The 25,251-nt window shown below is 29.5% G+C and carries 23 protein-coding genes; 5 read left to right on the top strand and 18 right to left on the bottom strand.

All coding sequences use genetic code 11. The features are described 5' to 3' along the window. Positions 1-51: 51 nt before the first annotated feature. The gene (locus tag ACWYN7_RS06100) at positions 52-1,242 is read right to left on the bottom strand and encodes a pyridoxal phosphate-dependent aminotransferase (RefSeq protein WP_462858968.1); all 1,191 of its coding nucleotides are present in this window, start codon (positions 1,240-1,242) and stop codon (positions 52-54) included. Positions 1,243-1,396: 154 nt separating this feature from the next. On the opposite strand from ACWYN7_RS06100, the gene ACWYN7_RS06095 reads away from it, so the two are divergent. Then, positions 1,397-2,737, top strand: a complete 1,341-nt coding sequence (locus ACWYN7_RS06095) for a retropepsin-like aspartic protease (RefSeq protein ID WP_462858967.1) — start codon at positions 1,397-1,399, stop codon at positions 2,735-2,737. Here the strand turns inward: ACWYN7_RS06095 and ACWYN7_RS06090 are convergent. Both ACWYN7_RS06090 and ACWYN7_RS06085 read right to left on the bottom strand, forming a co-directional pair. Further along, complete coding sequence (locus ACWYN7_RS06090) at positions 2,734-3,138, bottom strand: DUF1573 domain-containing protein (protein ID WP_462858966.1); 405 nt, start codon at positions 3,136-3,138, stop codon at positions 2,734-2,736. The two genes, ACWYN7_RS06095 and ACWYN7_RS06090, sit on opposite strands and share 4 nt — an antisense overlap. 6 nt (positions 3,139-3,144) lie before the next feature. Continuing rightward, a complete protein-coding gene (locus tag ACWYN7_RS06085) occupies positions 3,145-3,507 on the bottom strand; it encodes a DUF1573 domain-containing protein (protein WP_462858965.1) in 363 nt (120 codons plus the stop codon). 108 nt (positions 3,508-3,615) lie between these two features. On the opposite strand from ACWYN7_RS06085, the gene ACWYN7_RS06080 reads away from it, so the two are divergent. Beyond that, complete coding sequence (locus ACWYN7_RS06080; RefSeq protein ID WP_462858964.1) at positions 3,616-6,264, top strand: valine--tRNA ligase; 2,649 nt, start codon at positions 3,616-3,618, stop codon at positions 6,262-6,264. Between the two features lie 185 nt (positions 6,265-6,449). After that, positions 6,450-7,316 carry an OmpA/MotB family protein gene (locus tag ACWYN7_RS06075; RefSeq protein ID WP_462858963.1) on the top strand — a complete coding sequence of 289 codons (867 nt, stop codon included), beginning with the start codon at positions 6,450-6,452 and terminating at the stop codon, positions 7,314-7,316. 127 nt (positions 7,317-7,443) lie between these two features. On the opposite strand, the gene ACWYN7_RS06070 is transcribed toward ACWYN7_RS06075, so the two are convergent. The 10 genes from ACWYN7_RS06070 to ACWYN7_RS06025 all read right to left on the bottom strand — a co-directional run bounded on the left by ACWYN7_RS06070 (position 7,444) and on the right by ACWYN7_RS06025 (position 16,114). Further along, positions 7,444-7,908, bottom strand: coding sequence for a hypothetical protein (locus ACWYN7_RS06070; RefSeq protein WP_462858962.1), 465 nt, complete (start codon positions 7,906-7,908; stop codon positions 7,444-7,446). A 186-nt stretch (positions 7,909-8,094) separates the two neighbouring features. After that, positions 8,095-9,090 carry an L-glyceraldehyde 3-phosphate reductase gene (mgrA, locus tag ACWYN7_RS06065; RefSeq protein WP_462858961.1) on the bottom strand — a complete coding sequence of 332 codons (996 nt, stop codon included), beginning with the start codon at positions 9,088-9,090 and terminating at the stop codon, positions 8,095-8,097. Beyond that, positions 9,083-10,345: an MFS transporter gene (locus ACWYN7_RS06060; protein ID WP_462858960.1), complete on the bottom strand. Its 1,263-nt coding sequence runs from the start codon at positions 10,343-10,345 to the stop codon at positions 9,083-9,085. Before ACWYN7_RS06060 ends, mgrA begins: the two co-directional genes overlap by 8 nt. 137 nt (positions 10,346-10,482) lie before the next feature. Beyond that, positions 10,483-10,800: a hypothetical protein gene (locus ACWYN7_RS06055; RefSeq protein ID WP_462858959.1), complete on the bottom strand. Its 318-nt coding sequence runs from the start codon at positions 10,798-10,800 to the stop codon at positions 10,483-10,485. A gap of 12 nt (positions 10,801-10,812) precedes the next feature. Further along, positions 10,813-11,052, bottom strand: coding sequence for a hypothetical protein (locus ACWYN7_RS06050; protein WP_462858958.1), 240 nt, complete (start codon positions 11,050-11,052; stop codon positions 10,813-10,815). Between the two features lie 54 nt (positions 11,053-11,106). Then, positions 11,107-14,004, bottom strand: coding sequence for an FAD-binding and (Fe-S)-binding domain-containing protein (locus ACWYN7_RS06045; protein WP_462858956.1), 2,898 nt, complete (start codon positions 14,002-14,004; stop codon positions 11,107-11,109). Between the two features lie 167 nt (positions 14,005-14,171). Further along, a complete protein-coding gene (locus tag ACWYN7_RS06040) occupies positions 14,172-15,149 on the bottom strand; it encodes a permease (protein ID WP_462858955.1) in 978 nt (325 codons plus the stop codon). A gap of 6 nt (positions 15,150-15,155) precedes the next feature. Next, entirely contained in the window at positions 15,156-15,533 is a 378-nt protein-coding gene (locus ACWYN7_RS06035; RefSeq protein ID WP_462858954.1) for a rhodanese-like domain-containing protein, read from the bottom strand. A gap of 5 nt (positions 15,534-15,538) precedes the next feature. Next, complete coding sequence (locus ACWYN7_RS06030; protein ID WP_462858953.1) at positions 15,539-15,775, bottom strand: thioredoxin family protein; 237 nt, start codon at positions 15,773-15,775, stop codon at positions 15,539-15,541. Between the two features lie 33 nt (positions 15,776-15,808). Continuing rightward, entirely contained in the window at positions 15,809-16,114 is a 306-nt protein-coding gene (locus ACWYN7_RS06025; RefSeq protein WP_462858952.1) for an ArsR/SmtB family transcription factor, read from the bottom strand. A gap of 204 nt (positions 16,115-16,318) precedes the next feature. Between ACWYN7_RS06025 and ACWYN7_RS06020 the strand changes: the two genes are divergently transcribed. Both ACWYN7_RS06020 and ACWYN7_RS06015 read left to right on the top strand, forming a co-directional pair. Further along, positions 16,319-18,808 (top strand): M14 family zinc carboxypeptidase, encoded by a 2,490-nt coding sequence (locus tag ACWYN7_RS06020; RefSeq protein ID WP_462858951.1) that lies wholly within the window; start codon positions 16,319-16,321, stop codon positions 18,806-18,808. A 141-nt stretch (positions 18,809-18,949) separates the two neighbouring features. Then, the gene (locus ACWYN7_RS06015; protein WP_215994925.1) at positions 18,950-19,108 is read left to right on the top strand and encodes a YqaE/Pmp3 family membrane protein; all 159 of its coding nucleotides are present in this window, start codon (positions 18,950-18,952) and stop codon (positions 19,106-19,108) included. A 116-nt stretch (positions 19,109-19,224) separates the two neighbouring features. Here ACWYN7_RS06015 and ACWYN7_RS06010 read toward each other — a convergent pair whose 3' ends face one another. The 5 genes from ACWYN7_RS06010 to ACWYN7_RS05990 all read right to left on the bottom strand — a co-directional run bounded on the left by ACWYN7_RS06010 (position 19,225) and on the right by ACWYN7_RS05990 (position 25,137). Further along, positions 19,225-19,563 (bottom strand): tRNA-binding protein, encoded by a 339-nt coding sequence (locus ACWYN7_RS06010; protein WP_462858950.1) that lies wholly within the window; start codon positions 19,561-19,563, stop codon positions 19,225-19,227. A 1-nt stretch (position 19,564) separates the two neighbouring features. After that, a complete protein-coding gene (locus tag ACWYN7_RS06005) occupies positions 19,565-20,029 on the bottom strand; it encodes an Mpo1 family 2-hydroxy fatty acid dioxygenase (RefSeq protein ID WP_462858949.1) in 465 nt (154 codons plus the stop codon). 49 nt (positions 20,030-20,078) lie between these two features. Continuing rightward, the gene (locus tag ACWYN7_RS06000) at positions 20,079-20,618 is read right to left on the bottom strand and encodes a YfiT family bacillithiol transferase (RefSeq protein WP_462858948.1); all 540 of its coding nucleotides are present in this window, start codon (positions 20,616-20,618) and stop codon (positions 20,079-20,081) included. Position 20,619: 1 nt separating this feature from the next. After that, positions 20,620-21,318: a tetratricopeptide repeat protein gene (locus ACWYN7_RS05995; protein WP_462858947.1), complete on the bottom strand. Its 699-nt coding sequence runs from the start codon at positions 21,316-21,318 to the stop codon at positions 20,620-20,622. 210 nt (positions 21,319-21,528) lie between these two features. Further along, on the bottom strand, positions 21,529-25,137 hold the full coding sequence (locus ACWYN7_RS05990) for a glycosyl hydrolase 115 family protein (protein WP_462858946.1): 3,609 nt from the start codon (positions 25,135-25,137) through the stop codon (positions 21,529-21,531). Positions 25,138-25,251 lie beyond the last annotated feature (114 nt).

The following is a 25,251-nucleotide window of genomic DNA, read 5'->3' as shown; positions in this document are numbered from 1 at the left end:
ATATAAAATTGAGTGTAGTTAAAAAACTGTAACTACACTCAACATAAATATTTATGAATTATATTGTTTTAAAGCCTCTGCTAAAATTTTTACAGACCTAATTAAATCTTCATTCTTTAAAACGTAAGCCATTCTAATTTGATTTTTTCCTTCACCTTCTGTAGAATAAAATCCGCTTGCAGGTGCAACCATAACAGTTTCGTTATTCAAATTAAATTTTTCTAACAACCATTGTGCAAAATCATCAGTATCAGTAACAGGCAATTCTGCAACACAATAAAAAGCACCTTTAGGATTGGCAACTTTTACACCTTCAATTTTTTTAAGTTCTGTAACTAAAGTATTTCTTCTTTCTACATATTCTGCTTTTACATCATCAAAATATTGCTGAGGTGTATCTAAAGCAGCTTCACTTGCAATTAATGCATACGTTGGCGGACTCAATCTTGCTTGCGCAAATTTAATGGCAGTTTTTATAAATTCTTTGTTTTTAGATACAATACAACCAATTCTTGCACCACACATGCTGTAACGTTTCGAAACAGAGTCTATTACAATTGCGTTTTGCGCTAAGCCATCTAAAGATAAAACGGATGTATGTTGCAAACCATCATAAGCAAACTCTCTATAAACTTCGTCTGCAATTAAAAATAAATCGTGTTTTAAAACAATTTGTTTTAGTTTTTCAATTTCTTCTTTAGAGTATAAATAACCTGTAGGATTCCCTGGGTTACAGATTAGTATTGCCTTGGTGTTTTTGGTGATTAATTTCTCAAAATCTTCAATTTTTGGCAAAGCAAAATTATTTTCAATTTTAGAAATTACAGGTACAACTGTTACTCCAGAAGCTTTAGAAAAACCATTATAATTGGCATAAAAAGGCTCAGGAATTATTATTTCATCACCAGGATCTGTAATACTTCCCATTGTAAATAATAAGGCTTCAGAACCACCAGTAGTTACTACAATGTTATTTTCAGTTACATTTATGTTATGATTGGAATAGTAATTTGCAAGTTTAGTTCTATACACTTCAGAACCTTCAGAACGTGCATAAGATAACGTTTCAATATCATTATTTTTTACAGCATCTAAGGCAACTTGCGGTGTTTTAATATCTGGTTGCCCAATATTTAAATGGTATACTTTTACTCCTCTTTTTTTAGCATCTTCAGCATAAGGTACCAATTTACGAATTGGCGATTCTGGCATTTGTAAACCTTTTTCTGATATTAATGGCATAATATGTGTAGCTTTAATTAAAATACAAAGTTGCGAAATAAATTTTATATCTCACTTTTAATTTAAGATTCTTTAAATGATTAAATAATTATTAAATATTCTTTAGAATTTAATCTTAAAATTGTATATTCATTATTATTCTAATTCATTTTTTTTGAAAAAAACAGTATTCATTTTATTTATTTTCTTTCTCTGCTTTCCTTCGGATATTAATGCGCAAGAAGAATTTCGTTTCATAAATAATTACCAAACAAAACAACGAATATCTTTTAAACTGATAAATAATTTAATTGTAATTCCTTTAGAAATTAATGGTAAAAAGTTGTCTTTTATTTTAGATTCTGGAGTTAGTAAAACCATACTTTTTAATATTACTAAAAATGATAGTATTGGTTTAAATAATGTAGAAAAAGTTGAATTATTGGGTCTTGGAAATGGTGAATCTGTAAATGCATTATTATCTAAAAATAATAAGGTAAGTATTCATAATTTGGTGAATTATAATGAAACATTATACGTAATTTTAAAAGATTATTTTGATTTATCGAGTAAAATGGGAGTTACCATTCACGGAATTTTAGGGTATGATTTACTGAAAAATTTTATTGTAAAAATTAATTACAAGCAAAAAAAAATAGATTTTTATAATCCGAAGAAATACAAATATAAAAAGTGTAAAAAATGCGAAGTTTTTCCGCTTCAATTTTATCGAAAAAAACCTTACATAAATGTACAACTTCAATTAGATACAGATAGTAAAGAGCTTATAGATGTTAAACTTTTAATAGATTCTGGAGGTAGTGATGCCATTTGGTTGTTTGAAGATACCAATGATAAAATTAAAACGCCTAAACTTTTTTTTAATGATATTTTAGGTGAAGGTTTAAGCGGACCTATTTATGGTAAAAGAAGTAGAATTTCTAAAATAAAATTAAAATCTTTTGAATTAGAAAACCCAACAGTTTCTTTTTTAGACTCCCTATCAACAAGTAATGCAAGAAAATTTAAAGGTAGAAATGGTAGTATTGGAGCTGGAATTTTAAAAAGGTTTGTGGTTTGGTTCGATTATCCTAATAAAAAAATAACCCTCAAAAAAAATGGTTCTTTTACTAAAGATTTTAACTATAATATGAGCGGATTAGACATCGTTTATAGTGGTAAACAATTAGTTAGGCAAGAAAATAGAGAACGTAATATAGATGGTTATAATCAAAAAGTTAGAACAAATAATTCAGTAAAATTTATTACAAGTTTTTCTTACAGGTTTAGGCCATTATTTAAAATAAAACACGTGGTTCCAGAATCTCCTGCTGCAAAAGCAGGTTTATTAAAGAATGATGTTGTTTTAAAAATTAATGGTTTACCAGCACATAGTTTTACATTGGGTAAAATAAATCAAATCTTTCAAGAAAGAGATCAAAAAAAAATAAGAATTCTGGTAGATAGAAATGGTCAAAAAATAAAATTTGAATTTAGATTAGAAAAGAAAGTCTAACTATCAGAAAGTAAACTTTTCTCTTTTTCTAAAGAAATTTCTTTATTTACACTTCCTTTAATTCGAATAACTTTTCTTGGGTTTTTTGCATTAGAAAAAATGGTAATCGATTTAGAAAATCCGCCTACTCTTCTAGTATCATAAGAAACTTTAATTTCACCTTTTTTACCAGGCATAATTGGTGCTTCTGGTTTTTTAGGTACTGTACAACCACAAGAAGATTTTATATCTTTAATAATTAGGGGTTTATCGCCAATATTTGTAAAAACAAACGTTCTTTCTCCATTAGAACCTTTATTTATTTTACCATAATTAATCATTTCTTTCTCAAACTTAAATTCTTGAGCAGAAGTAGATAAACTTAGAACTGCGATAATCAATACTGTAAAAAATGCTTTCATAATATTTTATTTACTGATGTAACCTTTAATTTTAATTCGTTTTATAGATTCTTTAGCGTTAGAAAAAATAATAATTTCTTTAGAAAAACCTCCCAATTTAGAAGTATCATATTCTACTGTTAATGTCATTTTTTCTCCAGGCATAATTGGTTTTCCTGGTTTTTTAGGAATGGCACAATCGCAAGATGTTTTAATATCCTTAATAATTAAAGGAGCATCACCAATATTGGTAAATTCAAAAATGCGTTTTCCATTATCTCCTTTTTTTATTTTTCCGTAGTTAATAATCTCTTTTTTAAACTCAAATTCCTGTGCAGAAACCTTTAAGCTTAAGAAGAATATCAACAAAAAAATAAAACCTTTATGCATATTACAAATTTACAATTTTTAAAATGATAAAATAATCAATCACTAATTTTCTCTACAAAAAAGAGAATTGTATTTTTGCCAACTATATATCAAAAAGGATACCAAAGTATGACAATTCCATCTAAATATGATGCTAGTAAAGTAGAAGATAAATGGTATGATTACTGGATGAAAAACAACTATTTTCATTCAACACCAGATGAAAGAGAGCCTTACACTATTGTAATTCCACCACCAAACGTAACAGGGGTTTTACACATGGGGCATATGCTAAATAATACCATACAAGATGTCTTAATAAGACGTGCACGTTTGTTGGGTAAAAATGCATGTTGGGTTCCTGGAACAGACCATGCATCTATTGCAACAGAAGCAAAAGTGGTTGCCAAATTAAAAGAACAAGGCATTTCTAAAAGCGATTTAACGCGTGAAGAATTTTTACAACATGCTTTCGATTGGAAAAATGAATATGGAGGAATCATCTTAGAGCAATTAAAAAAACTAGGTGCTTCTTGCGATTGGGAAAGAACAGCGTTTACAATGGATCCAGAAATGTCTGAATCTGTAATTAAAGTTTTTGTTGATTTATACAACAAAGGTTTAATTTACAGAGGTTACAGAATGGTAAACTGGGATCCTGAAGCAAAAACCACACTTTCTGATGAAGAAGTAATTCACGAAGAAAGACAAGGAAATTTATATTATTTAGAATATAAAATAGAAGATTCTGAAGATACGTTAACCATTGCAACAACACGTCCAGAAACTATTTTTGGTGATACAGCCATTTGTATCAACCCAAATGATGAACGTTTTACACATTTAAAAGGTAAAAAAGCAATTGTGCCACTTTGTGGAAGAGTTATTCCTATTATTGAAGATGAATATGTTGATTTAGAATTTGGTACAGGTTGCTTAAAAGTAACACCTGCTCACGATGAAAATGATAAAAATTTAGGTGATAAACATAATTTAGAAGTAATCGATATTTTTAATGATGATGCTTCTTTAAATTCCTTCGGATTACATTATCAAGGAAAAGATCGTTTTGTAGTTCGTGCAGCAATAGCCAAAGAATTAGAAGAAAAAGGAATTTTAGTAAAAACAGAAGTACACACCAATAAAGTGGGTACATCAGAAAGAACAAAAGCGGTTATAGAACCAAGATTATCAGATCAATGGTTTTTAAAAATGACAGATTTAGCAAAACCTGCTATTGATGCTGTTTTAGGTGATGATACTGATATCAATTTATATCCGAAGAAATTCGAAAACACCTATCGTCATTGGATGGAAAATGTGCGAGATTGGAACATTTCTCGTCAACTTTGGTGGGGTCAGCAAATACCTGCTTACTATTATATTTCTGCAAATTCTAATGGTCAGAAAGAATTTGTAGTTGCAGAAAGTAAAGAAGAAGCGTTAAAATTGGCTTGGAAAAAATCTAATGATTATGAATTAACATTAGAAGATTTAACGCAAGATGAAGATGCTTTAGACACTTGGTTTTCTTCTTGGTTGTGGCCAATGTCTGTTTTTGATGGAATTCGTAATCCTGAAAACGAAGAAATTAAATACTATTACCCAACAAACGATTTAGTTACTGGGCCAGATATTTTATTTTTCTGGGTAGCTAGAATGATTGTTGCTGGTTACGAATATAAAGGCGAAAAACCTTTTGAAAATGTGTATTTAACTGGTTTAGTTAGAGATAAGCAAAGACGTAAAATGTCTAAATCTTTAGGGAATTCACCAGATGCTTTAAAGTTAATTGAAACTTATGGAGCAGATGGAGTAAGAGTAGGGCTTTTATTAAGTTCTGCAGCTGGTAACGATTTAATGTTCGATGAAGATTTATGTCAGCAAGGAAAAGGTTTTGCCAATAAAATTTGGAATGCTTTTCGTTTGATAAAAGGTTGGGAAGTTGATGAAACTTTAGAGCAACCAGAAACCGCAAAAATTGGTTTGGAGTGGTATGATGCAAAATTTCAAAAAACATTAGCAGAAATAGAAGATCATTTCTCTAAATATCGTTTGTCTGATGCTTTAATGGCAATTTATAAATTAATTATGGATGATTTTTCATCATGGTTATTAGAGATTGTAAAACCTGCCTATCAAAAACCCATTGATAAAATTACTTTTGATGCAATTATAGAAGTTCTAGAAAATAATTTAAAAGTTTTACATCCTTTTATGCCTTTCTTAACCGAAGAAATTTGGCAATTTATTACAGAAAGAACATCAGAAGAAGCTTTAATTATTGCAAAATATCCAGAGCAAAAAGAATTTAATTCTACAATTATTACCGACTTTGAATTTGCAACAGGTGTAGTTTCAGGAATTAGAACCATCAGAAAAGAAAAAAATATTTCTTTTAAAGATGAAGTGGAATTATTTGTGGTTGATGCAGAACAAAATTCTAAAGAGTTTGATGTTGTTATTCAGAAATTAACAAATACTTCTGCCATAAATTATGTATCAGAAAAAGTAGATGGAGCCTCTTTTAGAGTAAAATCGAATGAATATTTTGTGCCAATTTCAGCAGCTAATATCGATGTTGAAGCAGAAATTAAAAAACTAGAAGCCGAATTAAAAAGGGCAGAAGGTTTTTTATTTGGTATTACTAAAAAATTATCAAACGAACGTTTTGTAGCCAATGCTCCAGAAAAAGTAATAGCTTTAGAGCGTAAAAAAGAAGCGGATACTTTAGCAAAAATAGAAACGATTAAAAGTAGTTTAGGTTCGCTTAAATAAATTTTTTGTCAATTTTATATAATTTATAAGTCTATGAAAACTAGTTTTTTATAGACTTTTTTTTATGCTTTTAAAATAAATTTAAATTTTTAGGTAGGGTAAATTAGAAGTGAATTGTTATACCTGTAGAGAACTATTAAATAACCCAATAGCCTTTTTGGCTATATAACTTAAATTAATAAATTATGAGAAAATTAATTATTCCTGTTGTAGCAATTTCTTTATTGGCAACATCTTGTGTATCAAAAAAAAAGTATGTTGAATTAGAAAATCAATTAATAGATACTAAAGGAAATCTTCAAAAAACAACAGTAGAAAAAGAAGCACTAGAAAGTAAATTTGCAACTATAGAAAAAAGAGTAGCAGACTATAATCAAAAAATAAATTCTTTAACAGAAAACAATGCTTCTTTACAAACAGAAAATGATGTAAAATTAGATATGGTTGGCAATACAGCTGTAATTTCTAATAATACCAAAAAAATGATGCTAAAAACTTTATCTAAAGTAGATGCATCAGAATTAGCAAAAGCAAAAACCTTAAAAGATTCTTTAAATTTAGCCATTTCTTATAATTTAAAAAATAAGATTAATACAGCAGATTTAAATGGTTCTGATGATGTAAATATTGATATCGATCAAACTGTAGTTATGATTTCTGTATCAGACAAATTATTATTTAACACTGCAAGTTACAGAGTTAAAAATCAAGCTTATGATTTAATCGAAAAATTAGCAACTATCATAAAATCTGAACCAAGTATGGATGTTATGATAGAAGGCCACACAGATTCTAGAACAATTAGCAATGCAACTGTACAAGACAATTGGGATTTAAGTGTAAAAAGAGCAACTTCTATTGTTAGACTTTTAGAAAACAAATACAATATTGATGGTAGTAGATTAATTGCAGCAGGTAGAGGTTCTACTATGCCTTTAGTAGAAAATACAAGCAATGAAAACAGAGCAAAAAACAGAAGAACTAGAATTGTAATTCTACCAAATTTAGACAAATTCTTTGCTTTACTTGCAGAAGAAGAGGTTTTAGACTAAAAAGGAGTTAAGGTTATGATATTGATTAGGTTTTAAACAATGTTAGGGGCAAGGTAAAACCTTTTCAAAAAAAAAGAGAAGCGAAAGCTTCTCTTTTTAATTTTATAATATATAGTTTTAGGCAATTCTACGCAGCTGAGGTATGAGCAGTAGCCATAACTTTATCGTGATTTTTATAAAATATCATTACAATAAAACAACCAGCAACAGTAGAAGCCATACCTTCTATTAATAAAGTGATAAAAATTTCTGCAACAGATAAATTACCACCAATTAAAAAGGAATTTTCCATAACCAATAAAAATTCTGGATCTATAAATTCGATATAAACTACAACTCCAATTATAGAAAATAATACAGCTAAAGCTGATGTTTGCAGCCCTAAACCTAAATTAGTTATATAATTTGTCTCATTGTTAATTTCGATATTAGTTTTTACCGCTTGTCGAATTCCATAAACAACAAACAATAAATTTAAAAATCTTAAATAAGGATTTTCATGAAGACCTAAGAGTTTTGACAAAAAGAATAAACCTCCTATAAGTACTGTTGTTAAAATTGCATTTTTAAGAATTATATGTATTTCTTTCATTTTGTTTATTATTTTTGGTTAAACATTAAACAAATATAGTAAAAAAATAATGAAAAAACGATAATTAACTTAAAATTAAGTGTTTATGTTTTTTGATGGATTTAAGTTAATCAGTTTAAATTTTAACAATGCTATAATTCTAGCTAGTAAATTAGAGGATTCTATTTATTAATGATGTTTGTTAAACTATAAAACAGCATTAATATTTGCCAATTCTTCATCAGAAAAAATAGTGTTTTCTATAGCTTTTACACTATCTAAAATTTGTGATGTTTTGCTAGCACCAATTAAAACAGATGTAATTCTATCATCTTTTAAAATCCAAGAAATGGCCATTTGTGCCAAATTCTGATTTCTTTGTTCTGCAATTTCATTTAATGCTTTAATTTTTGGCAACATTTCTAAAACAGTTTGTGTATTTAAAAATGGGCTTTCTTTTACGGCTCTAGAATCTTTTGGCAAACAATTAATATATTTATTGGTTAACATGCCTTGTGCTAAAGGCGAAAAACAAATTGCGCCTACACCAGAATTGCCTAATAAATCTAACAAACCATCTTCTATCCATCTATCAAATAAACTATATCTTGGTTGATGAATTAAACACGGAGTTCCTAAATCTTTAAGAATTTTAAAAGCTTCAGCAGCTCTTTCTGGCCTGTAATTAGAAAGGCCAACATACAAAGCTTTGCCTTGTTTTACTATCAAATCTAGTGCACCCATGGTTTCTTCTAAAGGAGTGTTTTCATCTGGTCTATGATGATAAAAAATATCTACATAATCTAATCCCATTCGTTGTAAACTTTGATCTAAACTCGCCACTAGAAATTTTTTAGATCCCCAATCTCCATAAGGACCAGGCCACATTCCGTAACCAGCTTTAGAAGAAATAATTAATTCATCTCTGTAAGATTTAAAATCTTTTTTTATTATTTTACCAAAGTTTTTTTCTGCAGAACCAGGAGGAGGTCCATAATTATTCGCCAAATCAAAATGAGTTATTCCATTATCAAAAGCACATTTTAAAAGATTTCTAGCATTTTTAAAATCGTCATTTTCTCCAAAATTATGCCATAAGCCTAAAGAGAGTTCAGGCAATAGTAAACCACTTTTTCCTGTTCTTCTATATTTCATTTTTTCATAGCGATTTTCATCAGCTATATACTTACTTTTCTTACTCATTTTGTAAAGATTTTTTAAACCCCAAAGCAGCTAATAAGCCAATAATAGGGATAATTGTGAATGTTGTAAATAAATTTTGATATTCAATAATTGTCGGATTTTCACCAAGCATATAACCGTTAAATAAAGACATAAAAATATCTGGTGTAAAACCCACCACAGAAATGATACCTACTAAAGTTCCTGTAAATTGAATAGGAGTTTTGGTTTCTTCGATAATGGCAAAGTACAATCCTCTTATAGCATACGTACCAAAAGCCATGATTATAAAAATTGTAAAAGATAAAAATATTGCTTGTTGATGAAAGAACCCTAAACCTAAAATTAGCGAAGCCAAGGTTAATATAATAAAACTTGGAGCAATTAATTTAGAGGGTATGAATTTGTCTGCAATCCAACCAATAAAAATAGCAGCAATAGGTCTTAAATATTGAATACATACTGCAAAATAGGTGGCTTCTTCTAAAGAAAATTTCCAAACATCTTTGGCATAAGTACCATAAACACCAGTTAATTTATAACAGCAATAAGCACAAAAAATTATTAAAGAATGATAAATCACTTTTTTACTTTTCATTAAGATAAAAGCATTTTTAAAGTTGAATTTATGCTCATTATTATTCTTTTGATGATCTGAATTCGCATTTTCTTTAGGCAAAACTGTCCAAACTAAAATAGCAACTAAAAACACAATTAAAGTAATGCTACCAATAATATATTGTAAAGTTTTTACTTTGTCATCAAAAGTAATTTCTACTCCTTTTTCAGGAAAAAAGAAAGTTAAAATTCCTGCTCCAGAAAGTGCAATTGTTGCTGCAAAAAAGCCTCTACCACCATCTAATAAACCAAAAGATAAACCTTGGTTGTGCTCATTACCCCATTGTCTAGTAGCTTTTATTAAAGATGCCCAAAAAAATAAAATAGTAGAAATCCCCCAAAAAGTGTACAACATTTTTAAGGCAAAAATAGAAGGAATCATTGTCATCCAAAAACCACCAATTCCTGTTAAAATTAACGAAAAAGAGAGCAGTTTACGAGCTTCCCATTTATCTGCAATAAAGCCACCAAAAAAATAAGATAACATTGCAGTAATTCCATATAAAGCTTGAGCTTCTCCAATTTGAGCATCAGAAATTACAAAAGCTTCACGAATTACGGGTTTAAAAACGCGCATTAAAATAAATGGCAATAAAAAAATTGCTTCCCCTGCAATAATTAGGGCAAACATAGCAGTAATCTTAGATTTTTTTTGCAAAATTTAAATAGGATTAAAGCTTAAATGTACAAAAACAAAAGATGATAAGAATATTATTTTATTAGAATTACTACGGATTTAAAACCTGTGTTTTAAAAAATGTCTTAGTATTAATAAATTTAGATATTATAAAAAATTTATTGTTTAGAAGCTTCGTTTAAAAATTTAATTAATTTTTTAGGATCTTCTTTATTACGCCAAAATAAAAGAATTTCTAGTCGAGATTTTTCTATATTGATATCAAAAAATAAAGTAGTTTGTTTAGAAATAACAAATGAATTTATATTCGTTTTTTGTGAGACTTTACCAACAAGTACATTTGTTTTAAGATTAAAAATAATATCATCAACTAAATTAATGAAATTTTCAACCTCATTTTTTGAATGATAAGCAGCAATTCTATCAATTTCTTTAAAATATGAATGCTTGGCTTTTTCACCCCAAATAACTTCCAAAACAAATTTAATTTAAGAAATATTATATTTCTTTTTAGCTTCAGACATTACTTCTTCGTGAGTAGAAAATTTACCATTTTTAATGTCTTCTCTACTTTTATTTAGGAGTTCTTCAATTTCATTAGGAATATCTTCAGTAGAACCTTCTACTTGTATATAAGTTTTATGCAAAGCATCTATCATACGTAAAAAACGATCGTCTACATTAACGATAGCTTCTTTCCATTTGTTTCTTAATTCTAATGTTCCCATAATATTGTAATGAATAACAAGTTAAACAAATATAAGAAATTTGAAACAAAAGATTTATTTTAATGCCTCTTTTAACAACGTAATTGGGTGTTTTGGAATACGTTTGGTTCCATCAAAAATTTGATGTCTACAGCTTGTACCTGCAGCTGCAATTTCTGTATCTGCACTACAATTTCTAACTTTAGGAAATAAGGTGTCTTCGCCAACTTGCATAGAAACTTTGTAATGTTCTTTTTCGTAACCAAAAGAACCTGCCATTCCACAACAACCCGTATTTAGAATGGTTACCGTATAATTTTTAGGAATATTTAAAACCTGAAAACTAGCATGAGTTCCTGTTAATGCCTTTTGATGACAATGCCCATGAACTTTTAATGTTTTCGATTCTTCAGTAAATAAAGTGGTGTCTATATTTCCTTTTTCGAGTTCTTTTGCTAAAAACTCTTCGAAAGTGAATGCATTTTTTGCAATTTTTTCTGCGGATGTTTTGTCATCAGCTAACCTTAAATATTCGTCTCTAAAACTTAAAATTGCAGAAGGTTCTACACCAACCAAAGGAATATCATCTGAAATAAGATTTTTAAAAATAGCTACATTAGTATTGCAAATTTCTTTGGCTTCTTTTAAAAATCCTTTAGAAATATGACTTCTTCCACTTTCATCATGAGCAACAGATTTTACTTCATAGCCTAATTTTTCTAATAAGATTACTGCATCTTTCCCTATTTCTGTATCGTAATAATTGGTGAATTCATCATTAAACAAATAAACTGCCTTTTTAGAAGATTTTGGTTGATACTTTTTTAACCAACTTTCTAAGGTGTGATTTGCCAATTTAGGAACAGTTCTTTCAACAGCAACACCTAATACTTTTTTTGAAAACTTGGTATTGGTAATAAAGTTGGTAAGTGATGGAAAAATGCTTCCTAGTTTATTATATTTTGCATTATTTGCAAACATTTTGCTTCTAAAAGAATAACCATTTGTTTCTTGATATTGGTATAAAAATTCAGCTTTCATACTTGCAATATCTACATTACTTGGGCATTCTGTGGCACAAGCTTTACAGCTTAAACAAAGGTCTAGAACTTTTTTTAATTCCTTAGAATCGAATTTATTTACAGCTGTGTTGTTGGTTAAAACTTCACGCAACGTATTTGCTCTTGCTCTTGTTGTGTCTTTCTCGTCTTTTGTGGCTCTATAACTTGGGCACAAAGTTCCACCAGCTTCTACAGGTTTTCTGCAATCTCCAGAACCATTACATTTTTCTGCTAATTTTAAAATACCTTCATCTTTAGAAAAGTCTTGAAGTGTTTTAATAACAGGTTCTTTTCTATCAATTTCATAACGTAAGCTTTCATCCATAGCAAAAGCATCTGTTATTTTTCCTTGGTTAAAAACATTCTTTGGGTCGAATGCTTTTTTAATTCTTCTTAACAATTGATAATTTTTATCACCAATCATTAAAGGAATAAATTCTGCACGTACAATTCCATCTCCATGTTCACCAGAAAAAGAACCTTTATATTTTTTAACTAATTGCGCAGTTTCAGTGGTTATTTTTCTAAATAAAATAACATCTTCTTTTTCTTTTAAATTTAAAATAGGACGTAAATGCAATTCTCCAGCACCTGCATGTGCATAATACACCGCATTTTGCTGATATTTATCCATTATTTTGGCAAACTCTTCTATATAATTTGGCAAATCTTCTAAAGCAACTGCTGTATCTTCTATACAAGCAACTGCTTTTTTATCGCCAACAATATTTGCCAAAGCTCCTAAACCAGCTTTTCTTAAATAATGCACTTTTGCAATATCTGCTCCATAAACTTTTGGATGATAATATCCGAAGTTATTTTTGTCTAAATCTGCAATTAAATTATTGGCTAATATTTCTGCTTGTTCTATAGTTGCTGCAGAAACTTCTAACATTAAAACGGCTTCTGGATCGCCTTGTAAAAAGAAACGATTTTGGGCTAATTTTCTATTGTCTTTTGTACAATCTAAAATGGTTTTATCCATTAACTCACAATTGTACAAATTGTGATTCATAGCAATTAGAGTTGCTTTTAAACTCTCGTTAATACTCTTAAAATGAGTACAAATCATAATGCTTTCTTTTGGAGCAATATCATCTAATTGTAGTGTAATTGATGTAGAAAAAGCCAAAGTACCCTCACTACCAGTTAAGAATTTTGCTACATTTATGGTGGGTTCATGTCCGCCAAATAAATCTGATTTTAAAAATTCGTCAATAGCATAACCTGTACATCTTCTATGTATGGTTTCTTTCGGAAATTCATTTTTAATTTCTTGCTGATTTTCAACTAAAGAAAGTTCCTCAAAAATGGCTTTATAAATTTTACCTTCTTGTGTGTTTTCTTTGGTTTTTTTGATGAAATCTTCTGATGAAATTTCGCTGAAAGTTGCAGTGCTACCATCACTTAAAATAGCATCTATACTTAACACTTTATCACGTGTAACACCATATTTTATTGATGTACTTCCAGAGGAATTGTTACCCACCATTCCACCAATCATGCATCTGTTAGATGTTGATGTATTTGGGCCAAAAAACAATTTATAAGGTTTTAAATACACATTTAAAGAATCTCTTACAATTCCTGGTTGTAAGGTGATGGTTTTTGCTTTTTCATCAAAAGAAATAATTTTTGTAAAATGCTTAGAAACATCCACTACAATTCCTTCTCCAACACATTGACCTGCTAAAGAAGTTCCTGCAGTTCTTGGAATTAATGTGATGCTGTTTTTGGTAGCAAACTCAATTAATGTTTTAATGTCTTTTTCGTCTTTAGGAAAAGCAACCGCTAAAGGAATTTTTCTGTACACAGAAGCATCTGTAGCATATAAAGTTTTGTGTAAATTATCGAAAAGAACATCACCAGAAAGTGTGTTGTTTAAATTCTCTAGAGTGGCATTATCAATCATCAAAAAAAGTGGTAAAAATATCTAATTTACAAATATCAGAATAATAAATCTATTTAAAGAAAATAAGAAAAACCTTTCACTAATTTTATCGATTTGTTAAAAAAAAAGGAACATTCATAACAGAATTTACAGCAATTGTGTTTAGCAGTTTATTCAGTTTCGTTTTTCTATAAAATAAGATTGAATAAATAACCAGAAATGATAATACAAAGCGTAACTACACCAAAAAATATGGCAATTAGCTTTAAAGACATTACTTTTTTTAAGAGCATTGCTTCTGGTAAAGACAAGCCAACAACGCCCATCATAAAAGCAATTGCAGTGCCTATAGGTATTCCTTTTGCAACTAATACTTGTACTACAGGTAAAACTCCGGATGCGTTAGAATACATTGGTACAGCTAAAATAGTTGCAATGGGTACAGCAAAAAGATTGTCTTTGTCCATATATTGTTCAAAAAAACCTTCTGGAATATAGCCGTGCATTAATCCGCCAATGGCAATACCAATAATTACAAAAGGAATAATTCCTTTAAGAATTTTAAGGACTTCTGCCCAAATAATTGGTAAACGTTGTTTTAGAGTTTGTTGTTCTGCAATAAATACATCTTGCTCTCTTTGAGCATTTGTTAAAACTTCTTTTACCCAAGGAGTTAAGAAAGTTTCGAGTTCTAATTTTTGAAGAATTATACCAGAAATTGTGCCCAGTAAAATACCACTTAAAACATAAATAATGGTCATTTTTAATCCAAATAAACCTACAAACAAACCAATGGCAACCTCATTAACTAAAGGAGATGTAATTAAAAAAGCAAAGGTTACGCCTAAAGGAATTCCTCCTCTTACAAAACCAATAAAAAGCGGAACAGAAGAACAAGAACAAAAAGGAGTTACCACGCCAAAAAGACTAGCCATTAAATACTCTAAACCATATAATTTATTTCTAGAGAGGAAATTTTTAACCTTGTCTATAGGGAAATAACTGTTTACGATTCCCATAAAAAAGATCACTACAAAAAGTAAAATCAGGATTTTTGTAGTGTCGTAAATAAAGAAATTTAAAGCTTCTGCTAAATGCAGTCCTTTTTCTAATTTAAGAACATCATACACAAACCAATCTGCAATATTTTGTATCCAGTTGAACATTACGCTTTATGAACAACAATTAGAATTAGAACAACAATTTGTAACTAGTTCTAAAGAATTAATATCACCTTTTATAGGAAAACCTTTAGAAGCCCATTTTATGATTCCGTTTTTCATATTATACACATTTTCATAACCAGCATTCATTAAAAAATAAGTGGTTTTTAAACTTTGTACTCCATTTAAACAAACCATAACAATTTCTTGATTTTTCGGAATTTCATCAATTCTAGATTCAAATTCATTTAAAGGAATGTTGATAATTTTAGGAACATCAAAAGAAACTTTTGCTACTTCTTCTGCATTTCTTACATCCACTAATAATGCACCTTCGTTAATTTTTCTTAAAGTTGATGTTGGACAAATTTGTTTTGCTTCTTTCAATTTTTTTATTTTAAAAGTGCTATTACTTCGTTTTTAGAAGGTACTCTACCTTTAATAGTAACAACTTCATCAACAACTAAAACAGGGGTAGAAAGCACATTGTATTGCATAATTTCCATAATATCTTCTACTTTTTCTACACTGGCAGCAATGTTGTTTTCTGATATTACTTCATTTACAACATTTACCATAGATTTACATTTAGGACAACCTGTACCTAATACTTTTATAATCTTGCTCATAATATTTATTCTTTTTTATGATGTTAATTAATATCAATCAAAAAATTGTTGAAAAAGTGATTTTGCTTTTTCCCAGTTTTCAGTATTGATACAGTATTTTATTTTTGGCGGTTTTAATTCTCCTTGAATTAAACCAGCGTTTTTTAATTCTTTTAAATGTTGCGAAATTGTAGATTGTGCTAACGGAAAAACATTTACCAAATCGCCTGTAAAACAACAAGATCTATTTTCTAAATGTTTTAAAATGGCAATGCGAGTTGGGTGTGCCAATGCTTTTGCAAATGTTGCAAGTGCCTCTGTGTTTTGCTGATATTCTATTTGTTCTAAAGTTCGTTTCATAATTGTTTATCGCAAATTTACGATTGGCTTTTTAGTAGAAACCTGACTTTTATCACCTTTTCAATTTTTGTGAAATTTGTCTATTTAAACGCAAAATTAATGCAGAAGCAAACTCTTAATATATTCTTAATACTTTGTTAAAGCTCTCTTATAAAATTTTCGAATACCTATATTTGGTTACTTCAATTCAAATTTCTAATCAATATGAAAAAAATATTACTATTATTTTTATTGAGTTCTTTTTCTTTAACAGCTCAAAAATTAGACTTATCTTACTATTTACCTAAAAACTCCACTTACAATACCAATATTCCTACTCCAGAATCTGTAATTGGTCACGAAGTAGGTGAGTGGCATATTACTCACGATAAATTAGTGGAGTATATGAAGGTTTTAGCAGCTTCATCAGACAGAATATCAATAGAAAATAGAGGAAAAACTTATGAAGATAGACCTTTGTTATTGCTTACAATTACATCCGCAGAAAATCATAAAAACTTAGAAAGTATTAGAGAAAAGCATATTGAGGCTACCAATTCTAATTCTGTTGATGTTTCTAAAAATCCAATTGTAGTTTACCAAGGATTTTCTATTCACGGTAATGAAGCTAGTGGATCTAATGCAGCTTTAGCAGTGGCTTATTATTTGGCAGCAGCAGAAAATATAGACGATTTATTAAATAATGTTGTGATTCTTTTTGATCCTTCTTTAAATCCTGATGGATTGCAACGTTTTGCTTATTGGGCAAATACCAACAGAAGTGCCAACTTAAATCCTGATCCTAATGACAGAGAATTTTTTGAGATTTGGCCAAGAGGAAGAACCAACCATTATCAGTTTGATATGAACAGAGATTGGTTGCCTGTGCAATTGCCAGAAAGTACTGCAAGAATTGCAAGTTTTCATAAATGGTTGCCAAATATTTTAACCGATCATCATGAAATGGGAAGGAATTCTAGTTTCTTTTTTCAACCAGGAATACCAAGTAGAACAAATCCGTTAACGCCGCAAATGAATCAAGATTTAACTAAAGAAATTGCAACTTATCATGCAAAAGCTTTAGATGAAATAGGTTCTTTATATTATTCTGAAGAAAGTTTCGATGATTTCTATTATGGTAAAGGTTCTACATTTCCAGACATTAATGGTAGTATTGGAATTTTATTTGAACAAGGAAGTTCTAGAGGACATGCACAAGAAACTATAAACGGAATTTTAACCTTTCCTTTTACCATCAGAAATCAATTTACGGCAGCTTTGTCTACTTTAGAAGCTGCAAAAAGTATGCGTGTAAAGATTTTAAAATATCAACAAAGTTTTTATCAAGAGTCTAGAAATACTGGCACAAATAAAGCCATTGTTTTTGGTGATGAAAAAGATGCTGCTAAAAGTTTTCATTTAGCAGAAGTAATGAAAAAGCACAAAATTAAAATCCACGAAGTAAAATCAGATTTTACAGAAAATGGCAAAACCTTTAAAAAAGGATACAGTTATGTGGTGCCTATGAATCAGAAAAATCATCGTTTGGTAAAAGCAATGTTCGATGTTAGAACTACCTTTAAAGATAGTTTGTTTTACGATGTTTCTGCTTGGACATTTAACCATGCTTTTGGTGTAGATTATGCAGAAGATGTTTCTATTTCTAAAGCAGGAGCAGAAATTACAGATTTAAAAATGAAATCGGGTAGTGTTTCTGGTAAAAGTAATTATGGTTATTTATTACCTTGGAACGAGTTTTACACGCCTAAAGCGTTAAATACTATTTTACAAAAAGGAATTAGAGCCAAAGTTTCGATGCGTAATTTTAAAAACGGAGGAAATTCTTACGATTATGGAACAATTTTTATTCCTGTTCAAAATCAAAAATTGAATGCAACAGATTTATATGCCTTTTTAACTAAAGTTGCTGCAGACAGCCACACTAAAATAACTGGTGTTTCTACAGGTTTAAATGATGGAATTGATATGGGATCTAATAACTTTAGAAACATAACAAAACCTAAAGTAGCTATGATTGTGGGTGATGGTGTAACTGGCAATGATACTGGAGAAATTTGGCATTTGTTTGATCAACGTTTTGATATGCACATTACACGTTTAGATACCAGAAATTTTTCGAGAGTTGATATTTCTAAATACACGCATATTGTAATTCCTAGTAGTCGTTTAGAAAAATCGGCAATAGAAAAAATTAAAACTTGGGTTAAAAACGGTGGAGTAGTAGTAGGTTATAAAAACACAGCTTCTTGGTTGGCAAGTAATAAAATGATTAATTTAAGTTTTGATAAAGCGAAAAGAGATTCTGTTAAGAATATTACTTTCGAAAACAAATCATTATTTTCTGGAGCACAAGTTATTGGAGGTGCTATTTTTGAAGCTAAAATAGACAGATCTCATCCAATAAACTTTGGATATAAAAACGATAAAATTGCTTTATTTAGAAACTCAACCATGTTTTTAAAAGCAGATAAAAATAGCTATAACAATCCTATTCAGTATACTGCTAAACCTTTGTTAAGTGGTTATATCTCTAAAGAAAATGCTGCAGTAATTCCGAATACAGTACCTTTTAAAGTACAACGTTTTGGTAGAGGTAGAGTTATTGTTTTTACTGATAATACTAACTTTAGAGCTTTTTGGTTTGGTACAAACAAGTTGTTAATGAATACTATTTTCTTTGGTAATATGATGTAGAATTATCAATCTAAATAGATTAAATTTAAAAGGTTCAGAATCATTCTTGTAAATAGATGATTTTGAACCTTTTTTTTTGATGATAATACTGTAACAAAACAAGTTTGTAAACGTCTTATTGATGTAATCAACTGAATATAAATGAGTTTTTTTAGAGTATTATTTGCTATTATTTTTCCTCCACTATCTGTAATCGATAAAGGTTGTGGATCTTTCTTTATTATATTTTTGCTAACTCTTTGTGGCTGGATTCCAGGTGTAATTGGAGCTTTGGTAATTTTAAATAATCCAAAAAGATAATCATCTTAAAAATTACTTACAAGAATTTTCATTTTTGCTAACTGCTAACTGCTAACTGCTAACTGCTAACTGCTAACTGCTAACTGTTTAACTGCTAACTGCTAACTGCTAACTGTTTAACTAACCTGTTCTCCGTTTTTAATAATTTTAGATGGCTGTAGTAAAACCACTTTATTGTCTGTATTATAAACACCTAAAACTAAAACTTCACTTTTAAAATTCGCAATTTGTCTTGGTTTAAAGTTAATGATCGCAGAAACTTGTTTGTGAAGCAATTCATCTTTTGTATATAAATCTGTGACTTGTGCACTCGATTTTTTAATGCCTAAAGCACCAAAATCAATTTTAAGTTGATAGGCGGGTTTTCTAGCTTTCGGAAAATCGTTCACTTCTATTATTGTACCAATTCTAATATCAACTTTTAAAAAATCTTCGAAACTAATTTCGTCTTTCATATTACTTTTTTTTCTTCAATTTCTGAATTACCCAAAGAGGACCAATCAACAAAAACTCTAAATCTTTTAAAAACGATGGTTTTGCGCCTTCTACTTTATGTCCGTAAAACTGGCCAATCCAAGCCAAAACAAAAATGGCAATAGAAACATAAAAAAGATTGAAGTTGTTGCCAATCCAAAAATTACCAATAATAGATAATAGAATTATAAAAAGCATTTCTGCAAAATACCAAAAACCCAAACGCAAATAAAAAATAGAAATAAAAACGGTTACTACAACTGCCCAATTTTCTACAAGCGGATTGTATAAACCAAATGTGTTTTTTAAAAATGTTGTAGGTATACTCATCAACAAACCAATAACACTAAAAAATATTAGTGGTACACAAATATAATGTATGGCTTGGTTGGTTTCGTTTTGATGACTTATTGCATATTCATCAAAATATTCTTGTGCAGTTTTCATTATCTCTAAATTAAGTTTTTAAAGATAGTATTTTTTTAATTATTTAAAATTATTGTTTCCAGCCTTCACGAATCATAAATTGTTCTATGTGCGCATAATGGTGTTGACAATGCCAAGCATAAATACCAATATTTTCTTGTAAAGTAACGCGCTTATTTCCATCAGGATGAATAAAAGCCTTTTGCAATTCTTCTTCAGTTAAGCCTTGTAATAAATACACCCATTTTGCATGCAAGCCTTTTAAAGCATCTATTGTTAGTAAAATTGGTCCTGATTTAGAATCACTTAATTCTGCCCAAAGTTTTTCATCGTAAGCTTTTATAACAGGTTCATTTTCGGTTAAAGCCCATTTAAAACGCATGTAAGAATTATGATGACTATCGTAAGAATGATGTATTACCTGTCTTATTGACCAGCCACCTTCTCTGTAAGGTGCTTCTAATTGATTGTCTGATAATTCTCTTACCAAAAACTCTAATTCGTGAGGAAATCTCTCAATATCAGAAATCCAACTTTCTATATTTTTTTTGGTAATTTGTTCTGGAATATCAGCCTTACCAATTGGGTATTTTAACTCTTCTAATGTCATTTTACTTGGTTAATTTTTTTAAAAATTGTTGCGAATTTCTGTTTTCAGGATTAATGGCTAACGATTTTTTAAAGCTATCAATCGCATTTACAGTATCCTTTTTTAAGAAATAAGCTTCACCTAAACTATTAAAAACATTTGAACTTTTAGGGTATAAAACTGTATTTATTTTAAAAATTTCTAAAGCAGCATCATAATTCTTTTCTCTAACAAAACTATACCCTAAGCTATTTAGTTTTCTTTCTTTAATAACAATATTGTTAGAATCTTTTGCTTGTATGGTTTTAAAAGCTTCTAAAGCTTTGTCATATTCTTTGGCTTTAAAATATTCGCCTGCGGTTTTTTCATCTGCAGCCAATTTTTTAAAATGATACAAAACTCCTTTGTGTTCATTTTTAGGTTCTAATTCTATGTGCATTTTGGGGTTGCTTACAAAAAGCATTTTTTCATTCAGTTCTTTCATGTAAAAAGAACTATCGTTTACTTTTAGTAATTCTGCATCTGTTCCTCGCCATTTTGCGTGCATTACTGCATCTTTAAAATAGATTTCTAAAACTTCGTTTGCATTAAATAAATAACGACCAGAAGTGGCTTTTATAAAAGATTCTGAATTTTTTTTTGATGTACAACTGGCTAATAATGATAGAAATAGAAGAGTTAAAAAAAGGTTTTTCATAATTGGTTGATTAAGTGAATTCATTCTTTTAGACGATGCAATCGTCGCTTTTGTTACAGAAAACACTCCACTAATTTAAACTTTTCTGATGATTTTATTGATGTAAAATACTAATTATAACTATAAAATGCTGTTTATTTAAAGTTTTTTTAAATTATGGAAATCAAAAAAATCAGCTGTAGCATTTTGCTGCCAAAGCTGATTTATTGATTAGAATTAATAATCTGCAAAAAATTATTTGCGTTTGATAACTAAAGCATTCAGAATCCAATTGCCACCAGACAATTCTACTTCTAATAAATTATTATCACCTACAACCACATCTACTGTTTTTATAATTTGTTTTCTTGGTAATGATTTTACGTTTTTTAAATACGTTTTACCATTCATTATTAAAGTATTTGTATAACTTTTTGCTTTGCTATACATTTCTTCTTCTTTGTCTTTTGTATCACCCATATAAAATTTAACGCTGTACACTCCTTTTTTTAGTTTTACATAAAATTTAGCATCTTTTTTACTTCTTAACGCATCTCGTTGCCAAAAAGGAACTCGATTACTAGCTTCATTATGATAGATGTCTAAATGCTTTATATCTTGAGCTCTCCAGCCAAATTGATTTTTATTCGGATCGAAAATATGCCTTTGATTTACGGGTGTAAATCCATGATCTTCAACCATTGAATACAAAGCAAAATTTAAGTTGATTTCTGTTAATGGTTCTGGTTTTGGTAATGCATTTACGTTTGCTAATTCTTCTGTAATTACAGGTGATTTAACAGGTTTTTCTTTTACATAATTAAAAGTATTGAAACTTTCTTTGGCACCCAATAAACTACTTCTTTGTGTTTTTTGAGCTTGTTTATCTGTGGTAATTACAATGCGATCAATTCCAATATCTGTATTTACTTGGTAAATTTTTAAGGTATGATATCCAGGTTTGTCAACTGTAATTTCAAACGGAATTTTTTCCATCAGCATCAATACATTTCTGTGCCAAGTCCAGCTTAATTTTTCACCAGTTGAAAGTGTTTTGTTTTTACGTTCTCCTTTTTTTCGAACACCTTCTAAAATTTCTGGTTTATCATTATTTAAGGCAATGCCCAATTGAATTGTTTTTCCTTTACCTTCATTTAAAGTTGGTAATCTGTATAATTCTCCATAAAAAGTTCCTGTATTTTCAAAATAAACAGAATACTCTAATCTTGCTGAATTTTCTTTGATATTCTTTTCAATTTTAGATCCGCCTTTAACAAAAACTGATGATTTATTATGACCATAATTGGTATAAATACTCCAATCAGAATCTTCTTTTCCTTTTGATTTTGTTGTAAAATTTTCTGCTTCAATCGCTAAAAAACCATTGCTTTCAAAATATGATTTTTCTTTAGGTTGTATATCAAATTTTGTAGCTAACACTGGAAAAGATTTTGAAAAACCATTTGCGCCTTTTACAGTAATTATGGCGATATTTTTTTCTTTTGGAGCTTTATCCCAATTGATGGATGCCCAAATGCGTTCTTCAATTTTTACTTTACCCGAAGATTTAGTGAATTGTATCCAATCAACATCACTCGAAATTTCCCAAGTATTTGCATCCAATCCACGATTGAAAATATCAATAAAACGTTGATTATCTTCTAAAGAAGAAAAACGCAGTTCAATTTTTTCATTTCCGATTTCTTGTCCCTCAGAAACTGCTCCAATTCCTTTTATGGCTTCTTCTAAAAATACTTCATCATACACCAAATTATTCGGAATGTTGGCAACATCTATTACACGTTCTTCATCATTATAATCAGCATAAGGATCCATAATACCATTCCACTTCCCATTTTCAATAGCTTTATAATGCTTTAAATCTGCTTGAATTTCTTCTTCGGCTTTTTCTGATAATACTTTGTAAGCGTTTACACTTGCAAAACGACCTTGTTTAGCATAAGCTACATTTTTACGATAATAGGTTGCCTTTTTTAGCATCAGATTTGCAGAACGAATTGGATAATAAGCCAAATGCCAAAATGTGTTTTTTGCTGATTCGTCTAAACCATCATAAATCGTTTTTGCTCGTTTTTCAAGCTCAGTTGCTTTTTGAATACGTATTTGTGCTTCATCACCAAAATCAAATAGACTATGAAATTGATACATCCAAGTGGGTTTAAAATCCCAACTCCAAAAAGGTACATACACCTCTGGTTTTTTTGCCCAAGCAAACTGTTGAAAATCTGTGATTAAATCTGCAATTTCTTTTGATGTATCATCATTAACCTGAAATTGTTGTTTAGAAGTTTTCTGTAAAAAATCTTTTGTGGTGTTTTTTGGGTACGAATTAATATCATAAGCCAAAGACATAAAAAACTGTAAGCCTAGTTCAGCAGGTTTTATGTCACCGACATTTACAACCCAAAATTTTCGTGCTTTGTTATCATACACCTTTTTTAACTCTTCTTGCATTATAGTCATTGGAGTTGTATACAACCAATCGTAAGTTGTTGGCCAACCTTGGTAGGCAATGTGATAATAAATTCCATTTCCTCCAGGATGTTTTTTCTCTTTTTCAGTTGGTAATTGACGCGCATGCGCAAAATTATCTTCAGTCCAAACCATCATTACATCATCTGGCATATCTAAACCTTCGCATTTTTCTTTACCATCTTTACTTTCTCCATTATAGATTTCTCCAGTTTCTTCATAAGGAACAAAAATTTGAGGAACAGCATCTTCTGCACCAAACGTATTTTTAATCATTTCTCGTTGACGGTCGATAATTTTCTGCAATAATTTTACCTGATTCTCTAAAGTAGGATTTTTTAAATTGTCAAAACGAAATGGCGCATCATGTACACCTCTCATACCTAAAGTGTAGATCAAATTGAAATCCTTAGCCTCATCTAATCTCTCTTGCCAATAAGCCTCAATGGCTTTTGGGTTTACTGTATAATCCCAAAGAGGCTCTCCTTTAGCATCATACATATTTTTGTGTGAAGCTGCCCAGTCATACCACTCATCATAATTATTTCGTCCCATTTGCTCACAATGCGAAGCACCTACCCAAATGCCATATTCTTTGGCGTTTTTTGGGTTGATAGGAATTCCGTTTTCATCTTTTGCTTCGAAGAAATACGAACTTCTATGCATCATTGCTGGCCAAATTGCATTTGCTTTTAAACGTAACAATAACTCAAATATTTTTTTGTAAACTTCTGGACTTGGATGAATATTCCCTTCGTTTTTCGAAGTGTTTTTACTCCATTGCGTTAGGGCTTCTTCATCATTTATAAAAATTCCACGGTATTCTACTGATGGTTCTTTTGGCAATACTAATATGTTTTCTAAAATAATTTCGTCTTGTTTTTTAGGGGTAACATCAGCCCACCAATATAAAGGGGAAACTCCGATTTTTTCAGAAATTTCATAAATACCATAAACTGTTCCTAAAGGATCACTACCAGTAACTACCAAAGCGTTTTCTATATTTTCTGTCGGATTTGTAACACTCTTTAATAAAAATGATTGTTTCAAATTTTCGAGACCATTAGCTTCTTCTAGAAAACCTTTTGTTTTTATTTTTTGAATAAGAGTATTGTTTTTAGTACCGATAATAATAGTGTTTTTATCAATTTTATCTATGGTATTTACAATGTTGGGTTTTATGCCAGTTACCATTTTTATATCATTTTGTAAATCATTTACAGCTCGAATAATTTGTGGACTTTCTTTTGAGGATACATAAATTGTGGCAACTTTACCACTATTAAAAATAGGAAATCCTTGCTTTTGAGAACAAGAGAGAAAAACGATAAATGATAAGCTAATTAATAATTTTAATCTTTTAAACATCATACAGTTTCTAGTTAAATTGAACTTTATCAAATTTAACGCAAGTTCTAAGTAGGTTTTGGCTTATTTTGATAAAATCACGTTTTTTAACCGTTTAAAATAAGGTTTAATTATTTG

This window comes from Polaribacter sp. M10 (genome assembly GCF_054968445.1).
Note: the sequence above shows the minus strand (reverse complement) of the source record. Positions and strands in the feature narration are given on the sequence as shown.

Excerpts from the sequence above, each read along its gene's own strand:
- ACWYN7_RS06085 (WP_462858965.1), bottom strand. The coding sequence starts at position 3,507 with ATGCATAAAGGTTTTATTTTTTTGTTGATATTCTTCTTAAGCTTAAAG.
- ACWYN7_RS06040 (WP_462858955.1), bottom strand. The coding sequence starts at position 15,149 with ATGTTCAACTGGATACAAAATATTGCAGATTGGTTTGTGTATGATGTT.
- ACWYN7_RS06025 (WP_462858952.1), bottom strand. The coding sequence starts at position 16,114 with ATGAAACGAACTTTAGAACAAATAGAATATCAGCAAAACACAGAGGCA.
- mgrA (WP_462858961.1), bottom strand. The coding sequence starts at position 9,090 with ATGAGTAAGAAAAGTAAGTATATAGCTGATGAAAATCGCTATGAAAAA.
- ACWYN7_RS06045 (WP_462858956.1), bottom strand. The coding sequence starts at position 14,004 with ATGATTGATAATGCCACTCTAGAGAATTTAAACAACACACTTTCTGGT.
- ACWYN7_RS05995 (WP_462858947.1), bottom strand. The coding sequence starts at position 21,318 with ATGAATTCACTTAATCAACCAATTATGAAAAACCTTTTTTTAACTCTT.
- ACWYN7_RS06000 (WP_462858948.1), bottom strand. The coding sequence starts at position 20,618 with ATGACATTAGAAGAGTTAAAATACCCAATTGGTAAGGCTGATATTCCA.
- ACWYN7_RS06020 (WP_462858951.1), top strand. The coding sequence starts at position 16,319 with ATGAAAAAAATATTACTATTATTTTTATTGAGTTCTTTTTCTTTAACA.
- ACWYN7_RS06090 (WP_462858966.1), bottom strand. The coding sequence starts at position 3,138 with ATGAAAGCATTTTTTACAGTATTGATTATCGCAGTTCTAAGTTTATCT.
- ACWYN7_RS06005 (WP_462858949.1), bottom strand. The coding sequence starts at position 20,029 with ATGAAAACTGCACAAGAATATTTTGATGAATATGCAATAAGTCATCAA.
- ACWYN7_RS06100 (WP_462858968.1), bottom strand. The coding sequence starts at position 1,242 with ATGCCATTAATATCAGAAAAAGGTTTACAAATGCCAGAATCGCCAATT.
- ACWYN7_RS06010 (WP_462858950.1), bottom strand. The coding sequence starts at position 19,563 with ATGAAAGACGAAATTAGTTTCGAAGATTTTTTAAAAGTTGATATTAGA.
- ACWYN7_RS05990 (WP_462858946.1), bottom strand. The coding sequence starts at position 25,137 with ATGATGTTTAAAAGATTAAAATTATTAATTAGCTTATCATTTATCGTT.
- ACWYN7_RS06050 (WP_462858958.1), bottom strand. The coding sequence starts at position 11,052 with ATGGGAACATTAGAATTAAGAAACAAATGGAAAGAAGCTATCGTTAAT.
- ACWYN7_RS06080 (WP_462858964.1), top strand. The coding sequence starts at position 3,616 with ATGACAATTCCATCTAAATATGATGCTAGTAAAGTAGAAGATAAATGG.
- ACWYN7_RS06015 (WP_215994925.1), top strand. The coding sequence starts at position 18,950 with ATGAGTTTTTTTAGAGTATTATTTGCTATTATTTTTCCTCCACTATCT.
- ACWYN7_RS06030 (WP_462858953.1), bottom strand. The coding sequence starts at position 15,775 with ATGAGCAAGATTATAAAAGTATTAGGTACAGGTTGTCCTAAATGTAAA.
- ACWYN7_RS06070 (WP_462858962.1), bottom strand. The coding sequence starts at position 7,908 with ATGAAAGAAATACATATAATTCTTAAAAATGCAATTTTAACAACAGTA.
- ACWYN7_RS06075 (WP_462858963.1), top strand. The coding sequence starts at position 6,450 with ATGAGAAAATTAATTATTCCTGTTGTAGCAATTTCTTTATTGGCAACA.